We start from the raw sequence: 22,045 nt of genomic DNA, 5'->3' as shown, positions 1-22,045 counted from the left end.
TGGCCGTGCCGGAAAGGTCTTGTCATGGTCAATGCCACGCTCGAAACCCCGCATGAGGCCGATCAGCCGCAGGCGACCAATCCATGGCTTTCGGTGTCGATGCTCGCCTTCGGCGTCTTCGTTGTCGGGACAGGTGAGTTCGTTCTGGCGGGCCTGTTGCCGCTTCTCAGCAGTTCGCTCGACATCGCGCCATCCGTTGCAGGGCAGGTCATTACGATTTTCGCTTTGACGTGCGCGATCGCGGGTCCGGTTCTCGTGGGCGTGACTGGCGGCTGGGAACGCCGAACCGTTCTCCTCGTCGCAGCCCTTGTCTATCTCTTCGGCAGTGTCTGGACCGCGCTTGCGCCAAGCTATGCGCAGGTTCTGATCGGTCAGGTCGTGGCGGCTCTTGGCGTCGGGCTGTTCGTGCCGACCGCCACTGTCACCGCCGCCGCCATGGTCCTGCGGGCACATCGGGGCAGGGCGATCGCTCTGGTCGTCAGCGGCTTTACAGCGGCCACTGCGCTTGGCGCGCCGCTGGGCACGGCTTTCGGCGGCGTGTTCGGCTGGCGATCGACCATGTGGCTTGCAACCGGGCTGGCAGCCCTCGGCGTCGTCGGCGTCGCCGTCTTCATTCCGAAGTCGATCAGGATCGCAACGACGACGGGCTTGCTGCAGCAGTTGCGGCTGCTGCGTAACCCGCAAATCCTGGCGGTCCTCGGAGTAACGCTCCTCGCCTTCACCGCGGTCTATCTGCCCTACACGTATATGGGCATCATCTTTGCGACCGCCACGCAAGGAAACGGCGTCTATCTGGCCGGCCTGATGGCGACGCTCGGCGTGATCGGCACGATCGGCAACCTGGGTGCCGGCATGCTTGCCGATAGGGTTGGCGGTCAGAAGGTTGTGGCAATCGCCTTGCTTTGGCTCATCGTCAGCATGCTGATCCTGCCGCTGACCACCGAGACACTGGCATCGGCCTTCGCGATCATCGCATTCTACGGGATCGCCGCCTTTGCGATCACGACGCCGCAGCAACACCGGCTGATCTCGCTGAAACCGGAGGCCGCCGGCGTGCTGGTCTCCCTCAATCAGGCCATTCTCTACCTTGCCATTGCGCTATCCGGTTCGATCGGTGGGCTTGGAATAGAGTGGGCAGGTGCTGGCAATCTCGGCTTGGTGGCGGCAGCGCTGGCAGCGGCGGCATTGCTGTTATCGGCGTCGATGAGATCGAGTGCCGATCGGAGCTGACAGGGAGGCAACCCGCCGGGTGTTCGGGCACCTCGTGCCCGGCTTGCCCTCCCAGACTATCCGCCGTGCCGCCGTGCAGGATAGAGCCAGGCAATCAAGAGAACTGCCATGGTGACGTCCGGTGCCGAGGCATCGCCATCGATCCGGACGCTGACCGTGCCACGGTCGGGAGCGCATCAGCCAGGACGGAGGCTGTTCTGAGCCGTGGACGTTTTGGCCAACGGCGTCTTCTCCACATTGAGTATCCAATCCCGGAAGGTCGCAATCTTTGGATTGTCCTGGGCGTGCTCGGGACACACCAGGTAATAGGCAAACTCGTCTATCAAAGCCGCGTCCAGGAGCTTCACCAACTCACCGCTGGCGAGTTCCGCTGCAATCATTGCAGCGGGCAGCAACCCTGCGCCATGGCCAGACAGGATCGCCTTCAAAATAAGGCTGCTATCGTCAAACGACGGACCGCGGGGAGAACGGAACTCTTCCACGCCATTTGCCTGGAACCAAAGGCTCCATCCCTTGCGGTCGGCATCATGGACATGCGGCCAGCGGATGAGATCGTCCGCGCATCGAGGGACGCCGAGGCGATCGACGAGATCAGGAGCTGCCACGGCGACCATCTCGACGGTTACGACGCGGTCGCTGCGCAAGCCCGGATAACGGCCGGCACCATGACGCACCGCGACATCGACGCTGCCGCGGGAGAAATCGGCAAGGGTGCTGCTTGCGACGATTTGGAGATCGATTTCGGGGCTGATCTCCTGGAAGGAATGCATGCGCGGCAAGAGCCATGCCGATGCGAAGAATGGCGTGACGCTGACTGTCAGCATGCCGCTGTCGTTGGAGGCCATGACGCGTCGCGAGGCTTCGGCAATCTGGCGAAAGGCATTGCGGACCGCTGGCAGGTAGTCCCGGCCCGCATCGGTCAAATAGATGCCGCGTGTCACTCGTTCAAACAGCTTCACGCCAAGATGCGTCTCGAGCGATTTCAACATCTGGCTGACCGCGCCCGGAGTGACGCAAAGCTCGTCGGCCGCCATCTTGACCGAGAGATGGCGGGCGGCGGCCTCGAAAGCCTTCAGGGCATTGAGCGGGGGAAGGTGGCGGCTCATGATTTAGATTTTCTAAGTTATAGGGATGATTAAATCTGGTTTGTCGGCCGAGTATGATGTGCTTTATCACATTAAACTGTGCTTGTCTCGCTCCTCACGAGGAACAGGAGGCGCGATTGAAGGTAGATAGATTTTCTAATGTATTTCGCTCACCGCAGTCGGGAAAAATTGAATGACGATAGTTTCGGATGATTTCACTTTGCTCAGCCTCACGGAGATCGGAGACAGAATCAAAAGAGGGAGCATTTCCTCGCTGGCGATCACCGAGGCGCAGCTTCGGCGCATCGCGCGACTGGAACCGGACCTCCACGCCTATGCGCAGGTGATGGACACAAGCGCGCTGGAACAGGCGAAGGTGGCGGATGAGGAAATCGCCGCTGGACGCCATCGCGGCCCGCTGCACGGCGTTCCGATCGCCGTCAAAGACCTGTGCTGGATCGAAGGCGTGCCAACCAGGGCTGGCACACTCGTCCATGGCAATTTTGTTCCGGACGAAGACGCCACTGTCGTCAGACGCCTCAGGCAAGCAGGCGCGATCATTATCGGCAAGACGCAAATGACCGAGGGAGCGTATTCGGACTACCATCCGGCAATAACCCCGTCTGTCAATCCATGGAACGCGGACTACTGGACCGGGATTTCCTCGAGCGGTTCAGCTGTCGCGGCGGCAGCGGGCCTTTGTTTCGGTGCGATCGCGTCCGACACCGGCGGCTCGATCCGCTGGCCGGCGGCCGCAAATGGTGTCACGGGCCTCAAACCGACATGGGGGCGCGTCAGCCGGCACGGCGTTTTCGATCTCGCTCCCTCCCTTGACCACATCGGTACGATTGCGCGAAACGCCATGGATGCGGGGATCATTCTTGCCGCCATCGCGGGAAGTGATCCGAAGGACCCGACGGCGGCAGCGCAACCGGTGCCGGATTTCGCTTCCGCTTCGCGAAGCGGGGTCGGCGGTCTGCGGATAGGCTTTGATCCACGTTGGAACAGCGAGGACGTGGAGCCTCAGACACAGGCCGCACTCGCCGCTGCCTCGGACGTTTTTTCCGATCTTGGCGCGCACATAGTCGAGATCAGGTTCCCGGACGTGAGCCAGGCCGTTGCCGATTGGGTGCCGAACTGCGCCGTGGAGGCGGCAGCCGTTCGCGCGCGAGACTTTGCTGCGAACAAAGACTTGTACGGGCCTATCCTTGCCGGCGTCATTGAAAAGGGCAAAGCCGTCTCGGAGGCGGAGTATCAGCAGATCCTTCTGCGACGCGCGATTTTCCGCCGTGACGTCGAAGCCTTGTTTGCATCCGTCGACCTGATTTTGACCCCGGTTCAGCCGTTCGCTCCCCTGACACTCGCTGCCATCGCGACACTTGGTGAGCAGCCGGATCTGATCGCTAGGCTGCAGCGCTATACCTGCCCCCTCGATATGAGCGGCCATCCGGCACTGACTTTCCCTGCAGGTGTCGCAAAGGACGAGATGCCGATCGGCCTTCAATTGCTGGCTGGTCAGTTCCAGGAACTGACCCTTGTGCGCGCCGGAGCGGCATTCCAGGGGCATACGGCTTGGCACCAGAGACACCCGGGAAAAGGGTGACGGAGACGAACGATCATGAACGCTCACCGCCAGCGCCAAGGCATCTTCTACGGATGGGTCGTCGTCGCCGCGACGTTTACGCTGACATTCGTAGGTTTTGGTAGCGCCTATACCTTCAGCGCCTTCATCGAGGTATTGCAGCAGGATCTCGGGGCATCGCGTGGCTCCGTTTCGCTTGTTTTTTCTTCGGCAGGGTTTTTGTACTTCGCCCTGGGCGTGATTTCCGGTCCCCTTGCGGATCGGTTCGGAGCAAGATCGCTTTGCCTTGTCGGCATGGTGCTTGTCGGCTTCGGCCTTGCCTTGGCGGGCCAGGCGCGCACCATCGCCGAGGTCTATGCCGCCTATGGGCTCGGAATAGGTCTGGGCGTGGGATGTGCCTATGTGCCGGCCCTTGGGGCCGTTCAGCGCTGGTTCGTCGCGCGACGTGGCCTGGCATCGGGTCTTGCGGTCAGCGGTATCGGCTTGGGCACGCTTGTCATGCCGCCGCTGGCGACTTGGTTGATCGCCGCTTTGGGCTGGAGAGAGGCCTATCTGGTGCTCGGTGGAGCGGCCGCGGCCTTCGGCATAGGCGCCGCATTGCTGCTCGAAAACGATCCGGGGCGACGTGGTCTTCGGCCGGACGGAGTCTTCGTCGAACCGGGCGTCGTGAATTCGGCGGCAAAGGAGGGCGTTTCGGTCAAGGATGCGATACGGACTCGGCAATTTGTCGGCATGTATGTCGCATGCCTGTTGAGTGCAGTCGGCGTGTTCGTTCCCTTTGTTCATCTCGTCCCGTTTGCAGTCGATCACCAGATCGCTCCGACGGTCGCCGTCCTCCTCCTGAGCGCGATCGGCGTTGGGAGCACTGCGGGGCGCTTCTGCCTTGGGGGGCTTGCCGATCGTTTGGGTCGCGACACTTTCCTGGCGGCAATGTACGCGGGCATCGCCGTGTCGCTTGCGGTTTGGGCCTCTGCGACCGGGCTTTTGGCCCTTGTTGCCTTCGCTCTGTTGTTCGGATTGTTCTACGGTGGCTGGGTCGCGGTGCTGCCGGCCGTGGTTGCCGATCATTTCGGCCGCCGCAATGTGGGCGGGATCATCGGGCTTCTTTACACGAGCGTCGCAATCGGCACGCTGATCGGCCCGAGCCTCGCCGGCTTTATCTACGACGCCAGCCACAGTTACTTCCCGGCCATTGCGATCAGCGGAGGCGCCAACGCGGTGGCCGCGCTTGTGGCGATCGTGACCATCGGTCTCAAATCAAGAACGGCCGCGGAAGGGCTTTGAACTGGCGGTGCAGTTTTTTCGTCCGTTTCGCAATTGGATATAGCTGCCATGCGTTCGCATTGCTTGCGATAAATTGCTAACGATACAACCAATGAGATATAGTCGAGGGTGAGGGAACGAATGCCGTTCCATCCCTTGAGCGTTTCGCTTGCCGTCACGCATGGCCCCAATCGAAGCCGGCCGAAGAATGGGCCTCGATACTTTGTGAGGGGGCGGTTGCGCAGGTGCCAGGAGCACGAGCCCAACACCCCCCTTTAGCGGGCGTAGTATTTCAGCCAGCCCGTCGGCCACGGACTTCGTCTCGGTGTCGGTCTCCGGCCGTCATCGCGAAGAATAGCGGCTACAGAATTCAGACGTGCGGCCAGGGCCTGCCGGGTGGGATTGCAAAGGACGAACGCAGTGAAGGATCTATCCCTAGAGCCAATCGCGACCGCCTCCGTTGAGAGGGAAGTCGACGCCACTCGTGGCGGTACCGATGCGATGCCCCTTCAGAGGATCGTTGCGGAACTTGGCTTGCCATCCGAGCCTCCGGCTGTCCTGATCGGCTCGGGGCAGAACTCGGTGGCCTACGAGCTTGACGGCAGGATCCTTCGATTGGCGCGTCATTGCGGCGCTCAACGCGACCTGGTGCGCGAAGCCGCGGCGCTTCGCGCGGTGCGGCCGCTTCTCCCGGTGCCGGTACCTGATCTTGAGGTGCGCCGCATCGACGGCCAATTCGTCTCGCTGCACGCCAAGATCTTGGGCGAACCGCTTTCGGACCTGACCGGCCTGAGGATAGGCGCACAGAGGGTTTTGGCCGCGGATCTTGCCGCCTTTCAAAAGGCTCTGCATTCGCTCCCCATCGACAGCGTGGAGGCCGAGCCTGCCGAGGCGTCTTTATCCGAGTGGAATGGCCTTTTGGCGCAATGCGAAGCAGTGGCCTTTCCTCTGCTTTCGCCTGATGTCGTCACCGGTCTGCGGAAGCGCTTTTCCGACTTTTTAGCGACCTGCGACGCGCTTCCGCAGTGCCTTATTCACGGGGATTTTGGGACCGGAAACATTCTCGTCGACCGCGGCAGACTTTCAGGCGTCATCGATTTCTCCGGCTGCGGCCCCGGCGACCCAGCTTACGATTTTGCGAGCCTCGCGGCAGGGCTTGGTGACCCGTTCGTCGACCTGGTGCTCGCGCACTTTTCACCAGCCACGGCGGCAAGGGATCGTATGGGTTTTTATCGAATGACCTTTCCGCTTCTCGACATTCTGTACGGCGTCGAAAACTGCCACCCGGAGACAGTCCGCGCGGGCGTGCACGCCTTTGCGGCGTAGTCCGCTCATCCTCTCACCGGGATTTGCTTCGGCCCACCTCATCCGAACGCGGTTCGATGTCCGCCATTGGGCGCGATGTGGACTTCGCGCCTCGGTTTACAGCATCGAAAAAAGCCGTTCGGCTCTCGTTTTTTTGCGCAATCGGGGAACAGCGGGCCAAGCCTATTCGTTGAGTGAGACGGGAGAATGTGTCGGAACGAGGAGGGGTTCGCGAAGCAATGTCGGGTGAGCCATCAAATCGCCCCGGTGCGTATATTTCGTTTCCCTACGACCGAACCATGCTGGGAGAGTTTCGACGGGCTTTTCCCCGGGCCATATGGAGCGATGATAGGCGCAATTGGTTTATTCCGGGCAAGACTGCCGACCGCCGGTTTACCAGATGGATGGACGGCCAATTGTCGGAACGAGATCCGTTCGGTGAATCAAAGGGCAGGGACGCTTACGACTTCGATCCCATCGGCAGTCCGTATCTGGAGGCAGGCGATGACCTTTGCCTGCGGACACCTTTCTCCCGCACCATCGTTGAGGAATTGCGACAGGTGCCGTGGGCGCGTTGGGATGACAATTCCAGGACGTGGCATGTTCCGTTCCGCTCCTACGAGGAATTGCGGAAACGGTGGCCTGTGATCGAAGCGGCCGCCCGCCGCAATGAACCGGATGCACGAAAGCAACGCCGACTTGCGTCGCGGGGGTCCGCCGAGGAACTGGAAGCGAGAAGTCGCAGCGTCGAACGGAGAAGACGGCGATATCCTGTTCCTGCGGTTTTTCCACCGCGGCTCGGGCGTGCCGTCTCCACTGAAACCTACGGCGTCATAATATTCATCGGGATTTCACAGGAGATTGTCCCTCGAACTTTCTCCTGCTCGTATCCATTCATGAACAATAGCCTGATGGAGTTTGTCTGGGCCTCCTGGCGGCCCGCAACACTACCGGAATTGATCTCTGTATGGCCGGCACGCACCGGTCCCGATCATTGCAGCGGCTGGTGGCTTCCAGATCTGGAGGAATTGCGGGTTTCCAGGAAACAGGCCCGAACTCAAGAGCGCCGGCGCGCGGCATCCCGTTCTCATCGGGCGATTGCCGACGCGGGACGACCAAATGCACATTGATCGCTTTTGAAACAGGCAAAAGGTCATTCTCTGCTGACACGCCACACGACATTGCCGACATCGTCGGCAACCAGCAAACTACCCGTCTTATCGATTGCCACGCCGGCCGGGCGCCCCATGGCGCTGCCGCCTTTGCCGACGAACCCGGTGAGGACATCTTTTGGCCGGCCGCTGGGCTTGCCATTCAAAAACGGGACGAAGATGACCTTGTAGCCGCTGGGTACGCTTCGGTTCCAGGAGCCATGCTGTCCAACGAATGCGCCGTTCGAATAGGTGGGGCCGAGCGACGAGCCCCTCGAGAACACCAGTCCCAATGATGCCGTGTGGGCGCCCAGCGCGTAGTCGGGCTTGATGGCCCTTGCGACGAGGTCAGGACGCTGCGGCCTGACGCGGGTGTCGACGTTCTGGCCGAAGTAGCTGTAGGGCCAGCCATAGAAGGCGCCATCGCGCACGGATGTCATGTAGTCCGGGACGAGATCGTCACCGAGTTCGTCGCGTTCGTTGACCGCGACCCACAGCTTTCCATTCTGAGGGTTCCAGGAGAGCCCGTTGGGATTGCGCAGGCCCGAGGCGAAGGGGCGCATGTGGCCGCTTGCCTTGTCGATCTCGAGCACGGCTGCACGGTGCCGTTCGACGGCCATGCCGTTTTCGGCAACATTGCTGTTGGAGCCGACCGTAACGTAGAGCTTGCGGCCGTCCGGGCTTGCGATCACATCCTTGGTCCAATGGTGATTGAGATCGCCGGCCGGTAGATCCGCGATCTTTTGCGGCGGCGCCGTGATCCGGGTCTGTCCGTTCGAATAGGGGAAGGCGACGAGAGCGTCGGTGTTGGCGACATAGAGCTTGCCCCGCGACAGCGTCATGCCGAACGGCGAGTTGAGACCTTCGGCGAACGTGGTCCGCACGTCGGCCACCCCGTCGCCATCGGTGTCGCGAAGCAGCGTGATCCTGTTTGCGCTTGGTGTGGCGGCGCCAGCGCGCTTCATGGCCGCGCTCATGAAGACCTTCTTCAGGCTGAAGCCCTCGTCGTGTTTGGCCGGAGCATTGCTTTCGGCCACCAGAACGTCACCGTTGGGAAGGACGCGCAGCCAGCGCGGATGGTCAAAATTCGTCGCAAAGGCGTTGACCTTCAATCCTTTGGCAGCGAGTGGATGTTCTCCGCCCCGCCACCCGGTCGCATCGGCGATGTTGACCGTCGGGATCACGGTTGGGCGTGGTTTTGGCAGAACCGGATCCGAACCGTATCCAACCTTGCCGGTGTTGCTCGCTGTCTGCCTGGCTGAGACGTTGGCGCAACCCGCCAGTAAAGCTGCGGTTAGGAGGATGACGACTGCCGCACACGGGAAACGGTTTTGCATTGGAAGGCCTCCGCAGGGATTGGCCCATCTCATCGTGAGACGCAACGGCGCCTCGCAACATTCCAACCACAAAACAGCAAGGGTTGCGACTTGTTCCCGGCGGTAGGAACGTTTGAAGAACTTTCCCCTGTCACAATGCCTGTAAGCGGCCTATAAGACACGAATGGTTCAGCGAGCTGGAAGTGCAGATCTCCCTCTTCATGGCGGCAGGGTTCCCCCGTGGCTCGGCGATCGCATGACGAAGCTCGGGACGATCATCGCCGAAGCCATCGTCATCGAATACGGCCGTGACGAGTTTCTGCGCCGTCTGGCCCATCCTTTCTGGTTCCAGTCCTTCGGCTGCGTCATGGGCATGGATTGGCACTCATCCGGCATCACCACCAGCGTCATCGGCGCTCTCAAGCGCGGTCTCGCTCCTCGTTCGCGGGATCTCGGGATAAGCGTCTGCGGCGGTCGCGGACGACATTCGCGGCAGACGCCAGACGAACTGATCGCCATCGGCAACCGCGTCGGCATCGATGGTGCCGGCCTTGCGGCCACCAGCCGGCTTGTTGCAAAGGTCGATAGTGCCGCGGTCCAGGACGGCTTCGACCTCTACCTGCACGGTTTCATCGTCGCTGACGATGGCAAATGGGTGGTGGTACAGCAAGGCATGAACGGCGATAAACGCCAGGCCCGGCGCTATCATTGGTTGTCGGAGGGCGTTTCCAGCTTCGTCGACTCTCCCCATGCGGCGATCGAGGGAAAAGGTCAGGGGGAAATCGTCAATCTCGCAGACAGACGGGCTGCCGCATCACGCCACGGGCAGCTTGAGCTTTTGGCATCGCTTGGGCCTGACCGAATTGTCCGGGAAGTCGTCGCTCTGGATCCAAAGGTTAAACCGAAGGAGGCCGATCAGCCGTTGCTCCCACATCTCGTGATGCCGGCACATCACGACGTACGGGAGGAAAACGTCAACATGCGACGGCTGCATGCGACACTTTCTGCGGCTGCCGATCGCGGGCCGGAAGATTTCGAGCAGCTTTTGATGGTTCCGGGCGTCGGTGCCCGCACGGTCAACGCGCTCGCGATGGTGGCTGAAGTCGTTCATGGCGCGCCTTGCCGTTTCGCCGATCCGGCCCGGTTTTCGCTTGCGCACGGTGGCAAGGACCGCCATCCGTTTCCCGTGCCCCTCAAGGTGTACGACCACACGATCGCGGTCATGCGATCGGCCGTGACGAAAGCGCGGCTCGGACTTGGCGAGGAACTGGAGGCGCTGAAGCGTCTTGACGACCAGGCACGGCAGCTCGAAAGATACGCCACCGGCCCGGACCTCAAGGAAATTGTTGCCGGAGAGTTTCGCCACTCGCCCGAATGGGGCGGTCGCAGTGTGTTTGGATGGGAGGAGACTGGCGGATCGGCCGAGCAGAAGTCGCTGGAACCGACGCCGTCGAACGCTCACCGTCAGGCACGCTAGAAAATCGAGTGGCCGGCGCTGGTTCAGCGAGATGAGCTTCAGTCGAGGGGCGGGAGCGAGATATTCCTTGGGGAAGGATGCCTTAGCCGATCTTCTCTCCCACCTCCAATAGATAAGCGTCATAGCCGAACAACAAATCCTGGCTCAGGTCCTTGCCGTCGAACCGCGCTATAAAGTCGTCAAGGTCGGCCTGACGCGAGAAGCCCATCGCCATGGCAGACATGCTTTCGATGTCGCCCTCTTCGTCCTCGTAAGTCGCGCTCATCTCCAGGACACCCAACCGATCGAAGTTCGCTTGCATGTGGAATGAAAGCCAGACCAGGTATTCCAGCGGGTAGCCGGGATTCCTCCCGTATGTCACCACAAAGGGATAAGCTGAACGGAACCGGCTGGCCAGAACTTCGCCATCGGTGGCAAAGACGAGCAGATCGCTATCCTCATCGAGGTTGTGAAGTTCGATTGTCAAATCATGCTTGCGCAACGCAACGTAGCCGCCAAGTTGGTCCCACGGCAAGGAAGTCAAGATGATCTCGCGCCATCGTGTGATGGCGACATCGAGATCGGTGCGGACCAAGAACATGAAGAAACCCTACAGCGTCACGACACAATCAAGAGCTTTCAGCCTTGCATAGTGCACGCTATAGTCAATAGATATTAGCGGCGCCTAAATTCATGGTAACGAGGGAGTTATCGTGATTTGAGAGGCGCCGGCGAACATCAGCTTCGCCGGCTGGCGGATCTATCGCCAGTATCCCCGCCCGGTATCGACCGATGACCGTCCCACGACGTAGCCGATGGTAAAGGCGAGGGCGCCGATCAGCAATCCGAGAGTGGTCGCGGTGTGAGGATGATCTGCTGCGGCAGTCGCGACAGCGCTCGTCTCTCTCTTCACTGCTTCGGTGGCTGTCTGCGCAGCTTTGCGAACGCCAGCGAGAGGTTCTTCGGGTGTGCCGGTAAAGCCGGCTTTTAGATCGTCGTCTTTGGCCATCGCCTTCTTCTCCTATCGCGTATGCAGGAGAAACCGAGGACAGCGCCATCGGTTCCGAATCCTTGGAAAGATCTTTTTTAAAGCACCAATTTGCTAGCGACCTTGTGCCCAGAGTTCTTCGGCAAAGTCCTAGTGGGTCGACAAGATCCGGTTGTTCAACGCTCCTTGATACGTCTTCCTGGTCGCAATTTTGTTCTCCAGCGACTCGAGGATGTCCTCGCAGAAGTCGACGTCGTAGAGTTCACGAATGGTCTGGAGACCACCGGGCGTGAACACGTTTATCTCAAGCAGCTTGTCGCCGACGATGTCGAGGCCGACCAGGAACATGCCATCTTCGACAAGCTTCGGGCGTAAGGTCTCGGCGATCGCCAGCATTTCCTTTGTCACATGCGCCCGTTTTGGCGTCCCACGCGCGTGAATATTGGAGCGCACGTCTCCCTTCGCGGGAACGCGCCTGAACGCAGCGTAGACGTCGCCGCGCTGCAAAGGTCGCCCGTTCATGAGAAACAATCTGGTATCTCCTTCCGACGCCTTCGGAAGGTAACATTGCGCAATGAGATAGCCGACCTCACCCACCGCATCGATGATTTGATTGAGGTTGGATTCGGTGCTGCTTCCGACCCGAAAAACGTTCTTGCCGCCAGATCCCTGTAGCGGTTTGATGATTACGCCGTCTGAATGATCGTCGATAAACGCCCTGATCTCCTCGATGTCCTTGGAAATCAAAGTGGTCGGACGAACGATGGCCGGGAAATCCTGGAAGTAAAGCTTGTCTTGCGCCAAGGCCAGACCACATGGGTCGTTGACGACGATCGTGCCTCTTTCTGCGGCAAGCCGACCAAAATTTGCACCCGCATGCGCGGCCCAGGGGCGAGTATCGGCATCCAGCGACGGATCGTTCCGTAAGAACAGAACATCCACCTCTTCAACATTGACAAGGGCTCTTTGCTGTTCGGGCGCGATCAAAGCGCGTAGCAGAGTTTCGGACTTCTTGGGGCGTGCGTCGCCAAGATGTGCCGCCCGGATCATCAATGCGTCGTCGGGCCCAAGTATGAAGTCACCCGGCGTGATGTAGAGGACCTCATGGCCACGAGCAAGCGCAGCAAGCGCCAAGGATGTTGTCGTATAGGACGGCCTTTCGGTTTCGATCGCGTTGACAAGGAAGGCGATGCGCATGGGGGCTCCTGGCTTAAGACAAGGGTGCAACCGGCCACATCCGGTACAATGGCCCCGAAGGCGACTTTAGGGGCCCGAAGCGTGTGGGGCTCGCGTTAGACCCAACCTGAAGACGACATGAAGGATCCGTTGCATTAACGCTCCTCGCTGCTACTGGTTCCTGTCAGTCTTGATTGTCTCCGCAGATGCGCCCTAACCCGATGGCCAGGGTTCCAGCTAGGTGATGTCTCTAATGTTCGGACCGGAGGGTCTGGCAAGTCTCGGACGAGGATTAAGTGCGGGCTCAGCGTCAATCTCCTGGCTATGTCCGCATGGCACACAGCCGCACTGGGGTGCCTGCACGCGGACACACCGACAGGCAGAGGGCGCTCAAGCTCCCTCTGCCTCTTAAATGGTTCAGCGCTTGTGATGGACGCTTTGCAGACCGTAAACCGGCGTCTGAATACCCTCCAATCGTGCCTTCAGTTGCAGTGACAGGTACTGCGAATAATGGCGCGATTGGTGCAAGTTACCACCATGGAACCACAGGGCATCCTGTTGCGTGGGCTTCCACATGTTGCGCTGCTCGCCCTCCCAGGGGCCGGGGTCCTTCGGCGTATCGGAGCCAAGTCCCCAGACCTTGCCGACCCTGTCGGCTGTCTCCTGGTCGATGAGATCGGCGACCCAGCCATTCATCGAGCCGTAGCCCGTCGCATAGACGATGACGTCGGCCGGGATCTCCTTGCCGTCAGCCAGTTTTATCGAGGTTTCGGTGATCTCTTCCACCTGTCCTGCGGCAAGCTTCACCTTGCCGTCGATGATCAGCTGCGACGCGCCGATATCGATGTAGTATCCGGACCCGCGGCGCAGGTACTTCATGAAGAGACCTGAGCCATCCGCGCCCCAATCGAGTTGGAAGCCCGCCTTTTCCAGCGCCGCGTAGAAATCGGCGTCGCGCTCGCGCATCTTGTCGTAAAGCGGGATCTGGAACTCGTGCATGATCCGGTAGGGAAGCGACGCGAAGATGAGATCCGCCTTGCCCGTCGTTACGCCGTTGGCCAGCGCCTGTTCCGAATAAAGCCCACCGAGGCCGATATCCATCAGCGTGTCGGACTTGACGATATGGGTCGTCGAGCGCTGGATCATCGTGACGTCGACGCCCGCCTCGTACAGCGCGGCACAGATGTCGTGGGCCGAATTGTTGGAACCGATCACAACGACCTTCTTGCCCTTGTAGCCATCCGGCCCCGGGTGCTGCGAGGAATGATGCTGGTCACCAACAAAGCGCTCACGGCCGTTGAAATTCGGAATGTTGGCCTTGCCAGACATGCCGGTCGCAAAGACGAGCTGCTTTGGCCGCAACACCACTTCCTCACCGTCGCGGTCAACGACGATGGTCCATTCCTTCGCGGCTTCGTCCCATTTTGCCGATTTGGCGGTGGAGCGTGTCCAGTAGTTCAGCTCCATCACCTTGGTATAGAATTCCAGCCAGTCGCCAATCTTGTCCTTCGGTGCGAAGACCGGCCAGTTCTTCGGGAAATCGATGTAGGGCAGGTGGTCGTACCAGACGGGGTCATGCAGGCAGAGCGACTTGTAGCGCTTGCGCCAGCTGTCGCCTGGCCGGTCGTTCTTTTCGAGGATGATGGTGGGCACGCCAAGTTGGCGAAGCCGGGCCCCGAGCGCAATGCCGCCCTGTCCGCCGCCGATGATCACGACATAGGGTTGCGTCTCATAGCCGAGCGTGCGCTCCTCGTGCTCGCGCTCCTCCTTCCAGGTTTTCGTGCCGACATTCTGGCCGTGCTTGGCGCCAAGTGGCCGGGTAAAGCCGGATTTCTCCTCGTGGCCCTTGAGTTCGGCCAGTGCCGTCAGCAGCGTCCAGATCAGGCCGTTCTTGATGCGCACGAGGCCGTAGCCGCGTCCGGTTGCCGTCTCGAACGAGATCCAGCTTTCAAGCACGCCATCCGCCTCGGTTGCTTCTTCGCCGGCGGCGACGCGCCAGTTGGAGGGTTTTGCAGAGGCAAGCTGTGCCTGAAGCATGTCGCGCACCTCGTCCCGGCCTTCGACAGTCTTGAGGTTCCAGGTGAAGGCGACGAGGTCGCGCCAGTAGCATTCCTCTGCAAAGAGGTTGACCGCATCGTCGATACGGCCGGTTTCGAGTGCAGCGCCAAGGGCATCAAGCTGTGCCTGAACGCGGGTGGTGGGGGTCTTCTCGAGCATCCTTTATCCTCCTGCTCTGTGATGACAAACGGAACGGCTCCTCAACCGTCCCGCAATGGGGACCGGCCTAACGCTTGAGGTCGATCAGTATTTTCAGGTGCGTACCGGCGGGATCGAGCAACTGGTCGAACCCTGCCGAAACAGCTTCGCTCAGTGAGACATGTTTGGTGACGATGCGGCGAGCCGGTATTTGGCCGCTCGCGATCAGGCGCGCCACGCGCGGCCAGTAGTGGGTCGGATAGGCCCAGGAACCGCGGATATCGATGTCCTTGAAGGTCACGTCAAACCAGTTCAGCGGGTTCTCGCCTGGATGAAGGCCGGTCTGCACGACGACGCCCTGCTTGCGCACTGCGCTCGCGCAGTTCTTGAGCGCATGTTCGTTGCCGACGCATTCGATGGCGACATCGCAGCCAACGCCGCCCTCGGTTTCGGCCTCGATCTTGGGATTGATGGTGCGGACCTCGCGGAGTGCTTCCTTCGCCAGTGAAAGCCGCGTCTCGTTGAGATCGGAGAGAAAAATCTTCGACGCGCCGGCTGCCCGCGCTGCCATGGCAACGAGAATGCCGATCGGTCCTGCGCCCGTGACCAGCACGCTGTTGCCGGCGGTGACGCTGCCGCGATCGCACGCATATACGGCGACTGCGGTCGGCTCTATCAGAGCGGCTTCTTCGTCGGATAGCGCATCGGGAATGGGCTGGACATTGTAGTCGTTGAGCAGCGCCGCTTCCGCCATTCCGCCGGAGTGCCAGGATAGGCCGGCCAGTGCCAGGTTGGCGCTCAGGTGAAACAGACCACGATCGGCATAATAGTCTCCGCGGCGCGGCATGATCAGCGGCTGGACGGAGACCCTGTCGCCCGGCTTCACATGGCTAACCCCTTCGCCGATCGCCTTCACGACGCCGCCGAATTCATGGCCGAGGATCTGCGGTCCATGAGCACCCGTGAAGGGATGCGGTTCCTTCGGGATGAAGATCGGGCCATAGGCGTATTCGTGCAGATCGGTCCCGCAGATGCCGCAGAAACGATTTTCCACCAGTACCTCACCGGGGCCAGGGGCAGGCGGAGCGTCGACATCGTCAATGCGTAGGTCCTTGGCGGCGTGAAAGCGCAGAGCTTTCATTGTGTTTCCTCCTGTTTGTTCTTGCACAGGAGAGGCAGCAAGCAGCATGCCAGATCGCAACTGCGTATATTTTGTTTGTGATATCAAAGGCTTGAAACGTGACGGGAGCGAAAGTCACCGAAAATGCAACAGTCCGGGTGCAACAGGTGTTGCAGGCGTTGCGTCAGTTGAGCCGCTTCAGACGGCGGTGGATCGTGGAACGGTTGACGCCGAGCTTTCTCGCAAGCGCCGAAACGTTGTCGCCGCAGTCCCTGAGTGCCTGGCGTAACGCATCATCCTCGCCGGGCAACGAGTGGATGGCTTCGGAGAAGAGATGTTCCGGCAGGCACTCGCTATCGATGAGACCATTTTCGGAAAGGGCCGCGGCCACGCGCAGAACATTGGAAAGCTCACGCAGATTTCCGGGCCATTCATGCGCGAGCAAGGCCGCCCGAGCCGTCTTGTCGATGCGGTAGGACTCGTGGTTCTCCTTCTCGACACGAGCGCGTAATTGATCGATCAGCCAGCTAAGATCCTGACGCTCTCGCAAGGCGGGGAGCGAGAGCGTTGCGGCGTTCAGGCGGTAATAGAGGTCTTCCCGGAAACGGCCCTGCTTAACCAGTTCCGCCAGATCGCGGTGGGAGGCGGAGACGACGCGCAGGCGGATTGGCCGGGCCTTCAGCGCCCCAATCGGCTGAATCTCATTTTCCGAGAGCACGCGCAACAGCCGGCTTTGCAGCGTGAACGGCATGTCGCCGATCTCGTCGAGGAACAGGGTGCCACCGTCCGCATCCTCGATCAGGCCGCGCTTACCTTTCTGGCTGGCGCCCGTGAAGGCACCGGGTGCGTAGCCGAACAGTTCGGATTCGATGAGATGTTCGGGAATGGCTGCGCAATTTACGGCGACGAAATTGCCATTGTCGCCGCAGCTGTCATGGATCGCGCGAGCAAGATACTCCTTGCCGCTGCCCGTCTCCCCTTGAATGAGAATTGGGATGCGGCGTGTGGCCAATTTTGCCGCGCGGGTCTGCACCCGTTCCATTGTCGCGTCGCCCTGGCTGAGATCGCGCAGGGCTCGGGGGAGGCGCGCTTCGGGCGCGGCGGGCGTGCGCAGGCTGACGACGGGCGCGATGGCGCTGGCGAATAGGACTAGGCCGCTCTTGGCTCTCAGCAAGCGTTCGCCGTTCGGACGACCGCGCATGAAGTTGGGCAAATCGTCCACGTCGATATCGAACACCTCCGAGAGCGGAAGGCCGAGGAAATTGCGTGTCTGGAGGCCGCGGATGTTCATCGAGCGGGCGAGTGCGCCGAAGCCACCATGGGTCATGCCGGTGATGCGGCCGCTGCCGTCGAGGGCGATGGCGGCGTCCGGGTCGACATCCAGGAATTCCGGGGAGCGGGCAAGCCGCAGGACCCAGTCGTTGCGGGTGCGGGTCATGAGGTTGGCAAGCTCGATCCGCCGCGCAGTGGCGGATACCAGATGCAGCGCCAGCTGCTGGCTTGCCTTGGCAGTGGGCGACCGGAGCTGGGAGATGTCGAGCACGGCGGTCAGATCGCCGAGCGTGTCGAAGACCGGCGCCGCCGTACAGGTCAGACCGATATGGCTCGCGTCGAAATGATCGTCCTGATGGATGATGACCGGCTGGCCGGAGACGATGCACGCCCCGACGGCACAGGTGCCCGCCCGGCTCTCAGACCACTCCGAGCCGAGATAGAGGCCCGCCTTGCGCAGCTGATTGTCGAAGGTCGGATCCCCCATGAAATCGACGGTGACGCCGCGGGCATCGGACAGCAACAGGACATAGTTCTGTTCGGCGACTTGGTTGAACAGCCCTTCAAGCCCGGAACGCCCGATGCGGATCAGTTCTTCCGCCTGTTCGCGATGCTCGCGCAGCTTCGATCCCGGAACGATATAGGCTTCCTGCGCGATCGTCGGATCCAGCTTGTAATCATTGAGGCAGCGAAGCCAGGATTGGACGACGGGCTCGTCGCGTGGGCTCGCGGCCCCGGAGGCGACTCGTTCTATCTCACGAATATGCGACAGCGACGTCGACATCGAGCGCCCTCCTGGCGGGAAAGCTGACACACTCTCATCGACAACGTCAAGCCAACGGTGGACGGTGACGTGCGTCAGCCAAGCGCTTGCCGACGAGGCCTATCGAGGTCTGGGCTGCACGTCGTTGAGATCGGCAGCGTTCTGGCATTAACACCCCATTGCCTGAGTGCTTCCCATCCCATGCGCGATAGCCCTAGGATATGGGGTTCGCTGCCCCTTCCTCCGTCTGGAGGTAGCTGATCACGGCGTCGGCGATCATTCGGCGATGGCGGCCGATCGTGGCCGATTCGGAAAGATCCCTGCGAAAGATAGTTCCGAATGTATATCGGTTCGAAACCCGGAAGAAGCAGAAGGCACTGATCAGCATATGCACATCTATCGGGTCGGCCTTTCGCTTGAACGCACCCTCAGCGATACCGCGGTCCAGAATGCCCGCGATCGTTTCGATGACCGAGACATTCAGATCACGGATCGCTTCCGACCGAAGCATATGCGCTGCGTGGTGGATGTTTTCGATGCTGACCAATCGCACAAAGTCGGGATTGGCCTCGTCGTGGTCGAATGTGCTGGAAATTAGCGTACGCAACGCCTCTTCCGGGGCAAGGCTTGAAAGCTTCAGGTCCTCCTCGAGCGTGCGGATCTTGCGATAGGCGCGCTCAAGCACGGACAGGTAAAGTCCCTCCTTGCCCCCGAAATAGTAATAGATCATGCGCTTGGAGGTTCGGGTCCGTTCTGCGATCGCGTCAACGCGTCCGCCCGCAAGGCCGTGCGTCGAGAACTCTTCCGTAGCGACGACAAGGATGTCTTCCTTGGTGCGTTCCGGATCGTTCTTCCGACTTGCCTCAACCCGCCCCGCCATTCTTTTTCATCACTCCCCCGGCACTCGCCGAAATTTTCCAATGAAACCAAATCGAAACGGGCGAGCGCAGAGGCTCGCCACACCGCCTCCCGTGAGATTCATATTGAGGTTACGGGGGTCTTTCAAGAGAGTCTGCTTGACATACGTACTAGTTCGTACATTTTGTAGTGGCGAAGACGACTTGAGGAGGATGTGTTCGCACCGGTGCCCTGACGCCGCCCCGTGACGCCAATGTGATGCGCGGGCGCCAAGACGGCACTCCGCTTTGGGAGGAGCGCATGATCCGCATTATCGATTTCTATTTCTTCGCGCTGAAGGTGGCGATTGCCTTGCTGCTTGCCGGCATGGTCGTCCTCGTCTTCGGCAACGTCGTTTTGCGCTATGCGTTCAATCAGGGCATCACGGTCTCTGAGGAGCTATCACGCATCTTCTTCGTCTGGCTCACGTTTCTTGGCGCCGTGGTTGCCTTGCGCGAACACGGGCATCTCGGCGTTGATACGCTCATCAAACGACTGCCGCCGGCCGCCGCGAAGGTCGCGGTGCTTCTTGGCCATGTGTTGATGCTCTACGCTACCTGGCTGATGATCAGCGGCAGCTGGACGCAGACGCTCATCAACCTGCATGTCGGCGCGCCTGCGACTGGGCTTTCCATGGGCTTCTTCTACGGGGCCGGTCTCGCCTTTGGGGTACCCGCATTCCTCATCCTGCTTGCCGACGCTTTCGCCATCGCGACCGGACGCATCGACGTGACGACGGCGGAACTGGTGCGCGACAGCGAAGACGAAGTGGCGCTTGACCCACACCCCACGGCCACGCTCGGGCCGCTGCCCGTCAAACGCTGAGGACGAGCCGATGACGGTCACCATCTTCCTTGGCGCACTTCTCGGCCCCATGGCGCTCGGCGTGCCGATTGCATTTGCGCTGATCATCAGCGGCGTCGCCCTGATGCTCTTTCTCGGGCTCTTCGATGCACAGATCGTCGCCCAAAACGTCTTGAACGGCGCCGACAGCTTTCCGTTGATGGCCGTGCCCTTCTTCCTGCTTGCAGGCGAGGTCATGAACACCGGCGGGCTTTCCCGCCGCATCGTCGCCCTGGCGATGGCCATGGTCGGTCACATCCGCGGCGGCCTCGGCTTCGTGGCGATCTTTGCCGCCTGCATTCTTTCCAGCCTCTCTGGTTCAGCTGTCGCCGACGCGGCGGCCCTCGGCGCGCTGCTTCTGCCGATGATGCTGAAGAGCGGTCATGATCCGGCGCGCGCCGGAGGGCTGCTTGCCTCTGCATCGATCATCGGGCCTATCATTCCGCCGTCGATCGGCTTCATCCTCTATGGTGTGGTTGGCGGCGTCTCGATCACCAAGCTCTTTCTTGCGGGCATTTTCCCGGGTTTGATGATCGCCGCGGCCCTTTGCATCACTTGGCTTATCGTCGCTCGCAAGGAGCAGTTCGAGCTCCCGCCAAGACAAAGCGCCCGCGTGCGGCTTGGAGCGCTGCTCGACAGTGTCTGGGCGCTTCTGTTGCCGGTGATCATCATCGTTGGTCTGAAGTTTGGTGTTTTCACGCCAACCGAAGCCGGCGTTGTTGCGGCGGTCTACGCCCTGTTCGTCTCGATGGTCATCTACCGCGAGCTGACGCCGGGCCAGCTCTTCCATGTCTTCGTAGCGGCCGCGAAAATTACATCCGTCGTGATGTTCCTGGTTGCCTGCGCTGCCGTTTCCGCCTGGCTGATTACGGTTGCAGACGTCCCCGGTGCGCTTGCCGCGCTTGTCGAACCGCTGATGGACAACCAGACCCTTCTGCTCATCGCAATCATGGTCCTGATCGTTGTCGTCGGGACAGCGATGGACATGACACCGACGATCCTCGTCATGACGCCGGTTCTGATGCCGATCATCAAGCAAGCGGGGATCGACCCGGTCTATTTCGGCGTGCTGTTTATCATCAACAATTCGATCGGCCTGATCACCCCGCCAGTGGGCACCGTTCTCAACGTTATCTGCGGCGTCTCGAAACTGACGATGGCGGACCTGATGAAGGGCGTGTGGCCCTTCCTCATTGCCGAACTGATCGTCCTTTTCCTGCTCGTCCTGTTCCCAGAACTGGTGACCGTACCGGTCTCCTGGTTCGGGCACTGACGGCAACTTTTTATTGCGCTTCAACAGGCCGGCGGGATTACCGGCTCAATCTGGGAGGATAACATGTTGAACCGATTTACAAAAATGGCACTGGGCGTCGCCCTGCCGATCGTTTTGTTTGCAGCAGCGCCAACGCTTGCAGAGATACGCGACCAGACCATCAAGTTCGCGTCAGCCAACAACAAGGGTCACCCCCAAGTGACGGGCATGGAGAAGTTCGCCGAGCTCGTGAATGAAAAGAGTGGCGGCAAGATCGAGGTGAAGCTGTTCCCCGGCGGCACGCTTGGTGGTGACGTGCAGACCGTCTCCGCTCTCCAGGGCGGCGTTATCGAGATGACCGTGTTGAACGCCGGTATTCTTGCCAACAACGTCAAGCAATTCGGTGCCGTCGACCTTCCTTTCCTCTTCAATAGTGGCGAGGAGGCGGACAAGGTGATGGATGGCCCCTTTGGCGAGAGCCTCAGCAAGCTTTTGCCCGATACCGGCCTAGTCGGACTTGGATACTGGGAACTCGGCTTCCGCAATCTCACGAACAATCGCCATGCAGTGACCAAGCTTGAAGACATCAAAGGTCTGAAGATCCGCACCATCCAATCTCCGATCCCGATCGAACTCTTCAACACGCTCGGCGCGAATGCCGTGCCGCTGCCTTATACGGAACTCTACACCGCGCTTGAGACTGGGACGGTTGATGGGCAGGAGAACCCGGCGGCAAACATCCTGAATGCCAAATTCTACGAAGTGCAGAAATACATGACGCTGACCCGTCACCAGTACAATCCGCAGATCGTGCTCGTCAGCAGGAAATTCTGGGATGGCCTGAACGACGAGGAAAAGACCGTCCTGCAGGCGGCCGCGACCGAGGCCCGCGACTATCAGCGCAAGGTCTCGCGCGAGGCGGATACCGCAGCCCTTGAGGAAATCCGCAAGACAGGCATGGAGGTCAGCGAATTCAGTCCCGAGGAGACGCAGAAGCTGCGCGACGCCGTCAAGCCGGTGATCGAGAAGTTTAGCGCCGAGATCGGCGCTGACACCGTGCAGTTGTTGTTCAAGGAGATAGGTGCCGCGCGGGGCCAGTAACCGCGCGAATACTTCGGCCCGCCCGCAAAGTCGCGGCGGGCCGCAGGCT

General features: G+C 60.6%; 18 protein-coding genes. 9 read left to right on the top strand and 9 right to left on the bottom strand.

Translation table 11 applies throughout. The features are described 5' to 3' along the window. The first annotated feature begins 24 nt into the window (after nucleotides 1-24). Nucleotides 25-1,230 carry an MFS transporter gene (locus IB279_RS29965; protein WP_051659344.1) on the top strand — a complete coding sequence of 402 codons (1,206 nt, stop codon included), beginning with the start codon at nucleotides 25-27 and terminating at the stop codon, nucleotides 1,228-1,230. 176 nt (nucleotides 1,231-1,406) lie between these two features. Here IB279_RS29965 and gcvA read toward each other — a convergent pair whose 3' ends face one another. Next, nucleotides 1,407-2,336 (bottom strand): transcriptional regulator GcvA, encoded by a 930-nt coding sequence (gene gcvA, locus IB279_RS29960; protein ID WP_060580743.1) that lies wholly within the window; start codon nucleotides 2,334-2,336, stop codon nucleotides 1,407-1,409. Between the two features lie 172 nt (nucleotides 2,337-2,508). Here gcvA and IB279_RS29955 point away from each other — a divergent pair, with 172 nt between their 5' ends. The 4 genes from IB279_RS29955 (at nucleotide 2,509) to IB279_RS29940 (ending at nucleotide 7,595) form a co-directional block, all read left to right on the top strand. Further along, the gene (locus tag IB279_RS29955) at nucleotides 2,509-3,918 is read left to right on the top strand and encodes an amidase (RefSeq protein ID WP_192340412.1); all 1,410 of its coding nucleotides are present in this window, start codon (nucleotides 2,509-2,511) and stop codon (nucleotides 3,916-3,918) included. 15 nt (nucleotides 3,919-3,933) lie between these two features. Further along, on the top strand, nucleotides 3,934-5,181 hold the full coding sequence (locus tag IB279_RS29950) for an MFS transporter (protein ID WP_113188220.1): 1,248 nt from the start codon (nucleotides 3,934-3,936) through the stop codon (nucleotides 5,179-5,181). A gap of 480 nt (nucleotides 5,182-5,661) precedes the next feature. Beyond that, on the top strand, nucleotides 5,662-6,486 hold the full coding sequence (locus IB279_RS29945) for a phosphotransferase family protein (RefSeq protein ID WP_246802197.1): 825 nt from the start codon (nucleotides 5,662-5,664) through the stop codon (nucleotides 6,484-6,486). Between the two features lie 218 nt (nucleotides 6,487-6,704). Beyond that, on the top strand, nucleotides 6,705-7,595 hold the full coding sequence (locus IB279_RS29940; protein WP_112975568.1) for a hypothetical protein: 891 nt from the start codon (nucleotides 6,705-6,707) through the stop codon (nucleotides 7,593-7,595). A gap of 23 nt (nucleotides 7,596-7,618) precedes the next feature. Here IB279_RS29940 and IB279_RS29935 read toward each other — a convergent pair whose 3' ends face one another. Then, nucleotides 7,619-8,953: a sorbosone dehydrogenase family protein gene (locus tag IB279_RS29935; protein WP_090298647.1), complete on the bottom strand. Its 1,335-nt coding sequence runs from the start codon at nucleotides 8,951-8,953 to the stop codon at nucleotides 7,619-7,621. A 163-nt stretch (nucleotides 8,954-9,116) separates the two neighbouring features. Here IB279_RS29935 and IB279_RS29930 point away from each other — a divergent pair, with 163 nt between their 5' ends. After that, nucleotides 9,117-10,409 (top strand): DUF763 domain-containing protein, encoded by a 1,293-nt coding sequence (locus IB279_RS29930; RefSeq protein WP_060530148.1) that lies wholly within the window; start codon nucleotides 9,117-9,119, stop codon nucleotides 10,407-10,409. Nucleotides 10,410-10,491: 82 nt separating this feature from the next. Here the strand turns inward: IB279_RS29930 and IB279_RS29925 are convergent, their stop codons facing one another. From IB279_RS29925 to IB279_RS29895, 7 genes are all read right to left on the bottom strand, one after another. Further along, the gene (locus IB279_RS29925) at nucleotides 10,492-10,989 is read right to left on the bottom strand and encodes a hypothetical protein (RefSeq protein ID WP_034796517.1); all 498 of its coding nucleotides are present in this window, start codon (nucleotides 10,987-10,989) and stop codon (nucleotides 10,492-10,494) included. 159 nt (nucleotides 10,990-11,148) lie between these two features. Beyond that, the gene (locus IB279_RS29920; RefSeq protein WP_034796515.1) at nucleotides 11,149-11,397 is read right to left on the bottom strand and encodes a hypothetical protein; all 249 of its coding nucleotides are present in this window, start codon (nucleotides 11,395-11,397) and stop codon (nucleotides 11,149-11,151) included. Nucleotides 11,398-11,526: 129 nt separating this feature from the next. Continuing rightward, nucleotides 11,527-12,573 (bottom strand): glutathione synthetase, encoded by a 1,047-nt coding sequence (locus IB279_RS29915; protein WP_029742886.1) that lies wholly within the window; start codon nucleotides 12,571-12,573, stop codon nucleotides 11,527-11,529. Between the two features lie 396 nt (nucleotides 12,574-12,969). Next, on the bottom strand, nucleotides 12,970-14,769 hold the full coding sequence (locus IB279_RS29910; RefSeq protein ID WP_029742885.1) for an NAD(P)/FAD-dependent oxidoreductase: 1,800 nt from the start codon (nucleotides 14,767-14,769) through the stop codon (nucleotides 12,970-12,972). Between the two features lie 67 nt (nucleotides 14,770-14,836). Further along, complete coding sequence (locus tag IB279_RS29905; protein ID WP_192340408.1) at nucleotides 14,837-15,889, bottom strand: 2,3-butanediol dehydrogenase; 1,053 nt, start codon at nucleotides 15,887-15,889, stop codon at nucleotides 14,837-14,839. 163 nt (nucleotides 15,890-16,052) lie between these two features. Next, the gene (locus IB279_RS29900; protein ID WP_060530147.1) at nucleotides 16,053-17,924 is read right to left on the bottom strand and encodes a sigma-54-dependent Fis family transcriptional regulator; all 1,872 of its coding nucleotides are present in this window, start codon (nucleotides 17,922-17,924) and stop codon (nucleotides 16,053-16,055) included. Between the two features lie 193 nt (nucleotides 17,925-18,117). Beyond that, nucleotides 18,118-18,783 carry a TetR/AcrR family transcriptional regulator gene (locus IB279_RS29895; RefSeq protein WP_034796499.1) on the bottom strand — a complete coding sequence of 222 codons (666 nt, stop codon included), beginning with the start codon at nucleotides 18,781-18,783 and terminating at the stop codon, nucleotides 18,118-18,120. Between the two features lie 278 nt (nucleotides 18,784-19,061). Here IB279_RS29895 and IB279_RS29890 point away from each other — a divergent pair, with 278 nt between their 5' ends. From IB279_RS29890 to IB279_RS29880, 3 genes are all read left to right on the top strand, one after another. Further along, complete coding sequence (locus IB279_RS29890) at nucleotides 19,062-19,625, top strand: TRAP transporter small permease (protein ID WP_034796497.1); 564 nt, start codon at nucleotides 19,062-19,064, stop codon at nucleotides 19,623-19,625. Between the two features lie 10 nt (nucleotides 19,626-19,635). Beyond that, a complete protein-coding gene (locus IB279_RS29885) occupies nucleotides 19,636-20,916 on the top strand; it encodes a TRAP transporter large permease subunit (protein WP_113188223.1) in 1,281 nt (426 codons plus the stop codon). 63 nt (nucleotides 20,917-20,979) lie between these two features. Further along, nucleotides 20,980-21,996, top strand: coding sequence for a TRAP transporter substrate-binding protein (locus IB279_RS29880; protein WP_112975571.1), 1,017 nt, complete (start codon nucleotides 20,980-20,982; stop codon nucleotides 21,994-21,996). The last annotated feature ends 49 nt before the right edge of the window (nucleotides 21,997-22,045 follow it).

It is taken from the genome of Ensifer sp. ENS06 (genome assembly GCF_014852205.1).
In the GTDB taxonomy this organism is placed as follows: Bacteria; Pseudomonadota; Alphaproteobacteria; order Rhizobiales; family Rhizobiaceae; genus Ensifer; species Ensifer adhaerens.
Note: the sequence above shows the minus strand (reverse complement) of the source record. Positions and strands in the feature narration are given on the sequence as shown.

Bases quoted from the DNA above. Each gene is read 5' to 3' on its own strand.
- IB279_RS29920 (WP_034796515.1), bottom strand. From the start codon at position 11,397: ATGGCCAAAGACGACGATCTAAAAGCCGGCTTTACCGGCACACCCGAA.
- IB279_RS29935 (WP_090298647.1), bottom strand. From the start codon at position 8,953: ATGCAAAACCGTTTCCCGTGTGCGGCAGTCGTCATCCTCCTAACCGCA.
- IB279_RS29930 (WP_060530148.1), top strand. From the start codon at position 9,117: ATGGTTCAGCGAGCTGGAAGTGCAGATCTCCCTCTTCATGGCGGCAGG.
- IB279_RS29890 (WP_034796497.1), top strand. From the start codon at position 19,062: ATGATCCGCATTATCGATTTCTATTTCTTCGCGCTGAAGGTGGCGATT.
- IB279_RS29945 (WP_246802197.1), top strand. From the start codon at position 5,662: ATGCCCCTTCAGAGGATCGTTGCGGAACTTGGCTTGCCATCCGAGCCT.
- IB279_RS29905 (WP_192340408.1), bottom strand. From the start codon at position 15,889: ATGAAAGCTCTGCGCTTTCACGCCGCCAAGGACCTACGCATTGACGAT.
- IB279_RS29925 (WP_034796517.1), bottom strand. From the start codon at position 10,989: ATGTTCTTGGTCCGCACCGATCTCGATGTCGCCATCACACGATGGCGC.
- IB279_RS29950 (WP_113188220.1), top strand. From the start codon at position 3,934: ATGAACGCTCACCGCCAGCGCCAAGGCATCTTCTACGGATGGGTCGTC.
- IB279_RS29965 (WP_051659344.1), top strand. From the start codon at position 25: ATGGTCAATGCCACGCTCGAAACCCCGCATGAGGCCGATCAGCCGCAG.
- IB279_RS29910 (WP_029742885.1), bottom strand. From the start codon at position 14,769: ATGCTCGAGAAGACCCCCACCACCCGCGTTCAGGCACAGCTTGATGCC.
- IB279_RS29940 (WP_112975568.1), top strand. From the start codon at position 6,705: ATGTCGGGTGAGCCATCAAATCGCCCCGGTGCGTATATTTCGTTTCCC.
- gcvA (WP_060580743.1), bottom strand. From the start codon at position 2,336: ATGAGCCGCCACCTTCCCCCGCTCAATGCCCTGAAGGCTTTCGAGGCC.
- IB279_RS29955 (WP_192340412.1), top strand. From the start codon at position 2,509: ATGACGATAGTTTCGGATGATTTCACTTTGCTCAGCCTCACGGAGATC.
- IB279_RS29880 (WP_112975571.1), top strand. From the start codon at position 20,980: ATGTTGAACCGATTTACAAAAATGGCACTGGGCGTCGCCCTGCCGATC.
- IB279_RS29900 (WP_060530147.1), bottom strand. From the start codon at position 17,924: ATGTCGACGTCGCTGTCGCATATTCGTGAGATAGAACGAGTCGCCTCC.
- IB279_RS29885 (WP_113188223.1), top strand. From the start codon at position 19,636: ATGACGGTCACCATCTTCCTTGGCGCACTTCTCGGCCCCATGGCGCTC.
- IB279_RS29895 (WP_034796499.1), bottom strand. From the start codon at position 18,783: ATGGCGGGGCGGGTTGAGGCAAGTCGGAAGAACGATCCGGAACGCACC.
- IB279_RS29915 (WP_029742886.1), bottom strand. From the start codon at position 12,573: ATGCGCATCGCCTTCCTTGTCAACGCGATCGAAACCGAAAGGCCGTCC.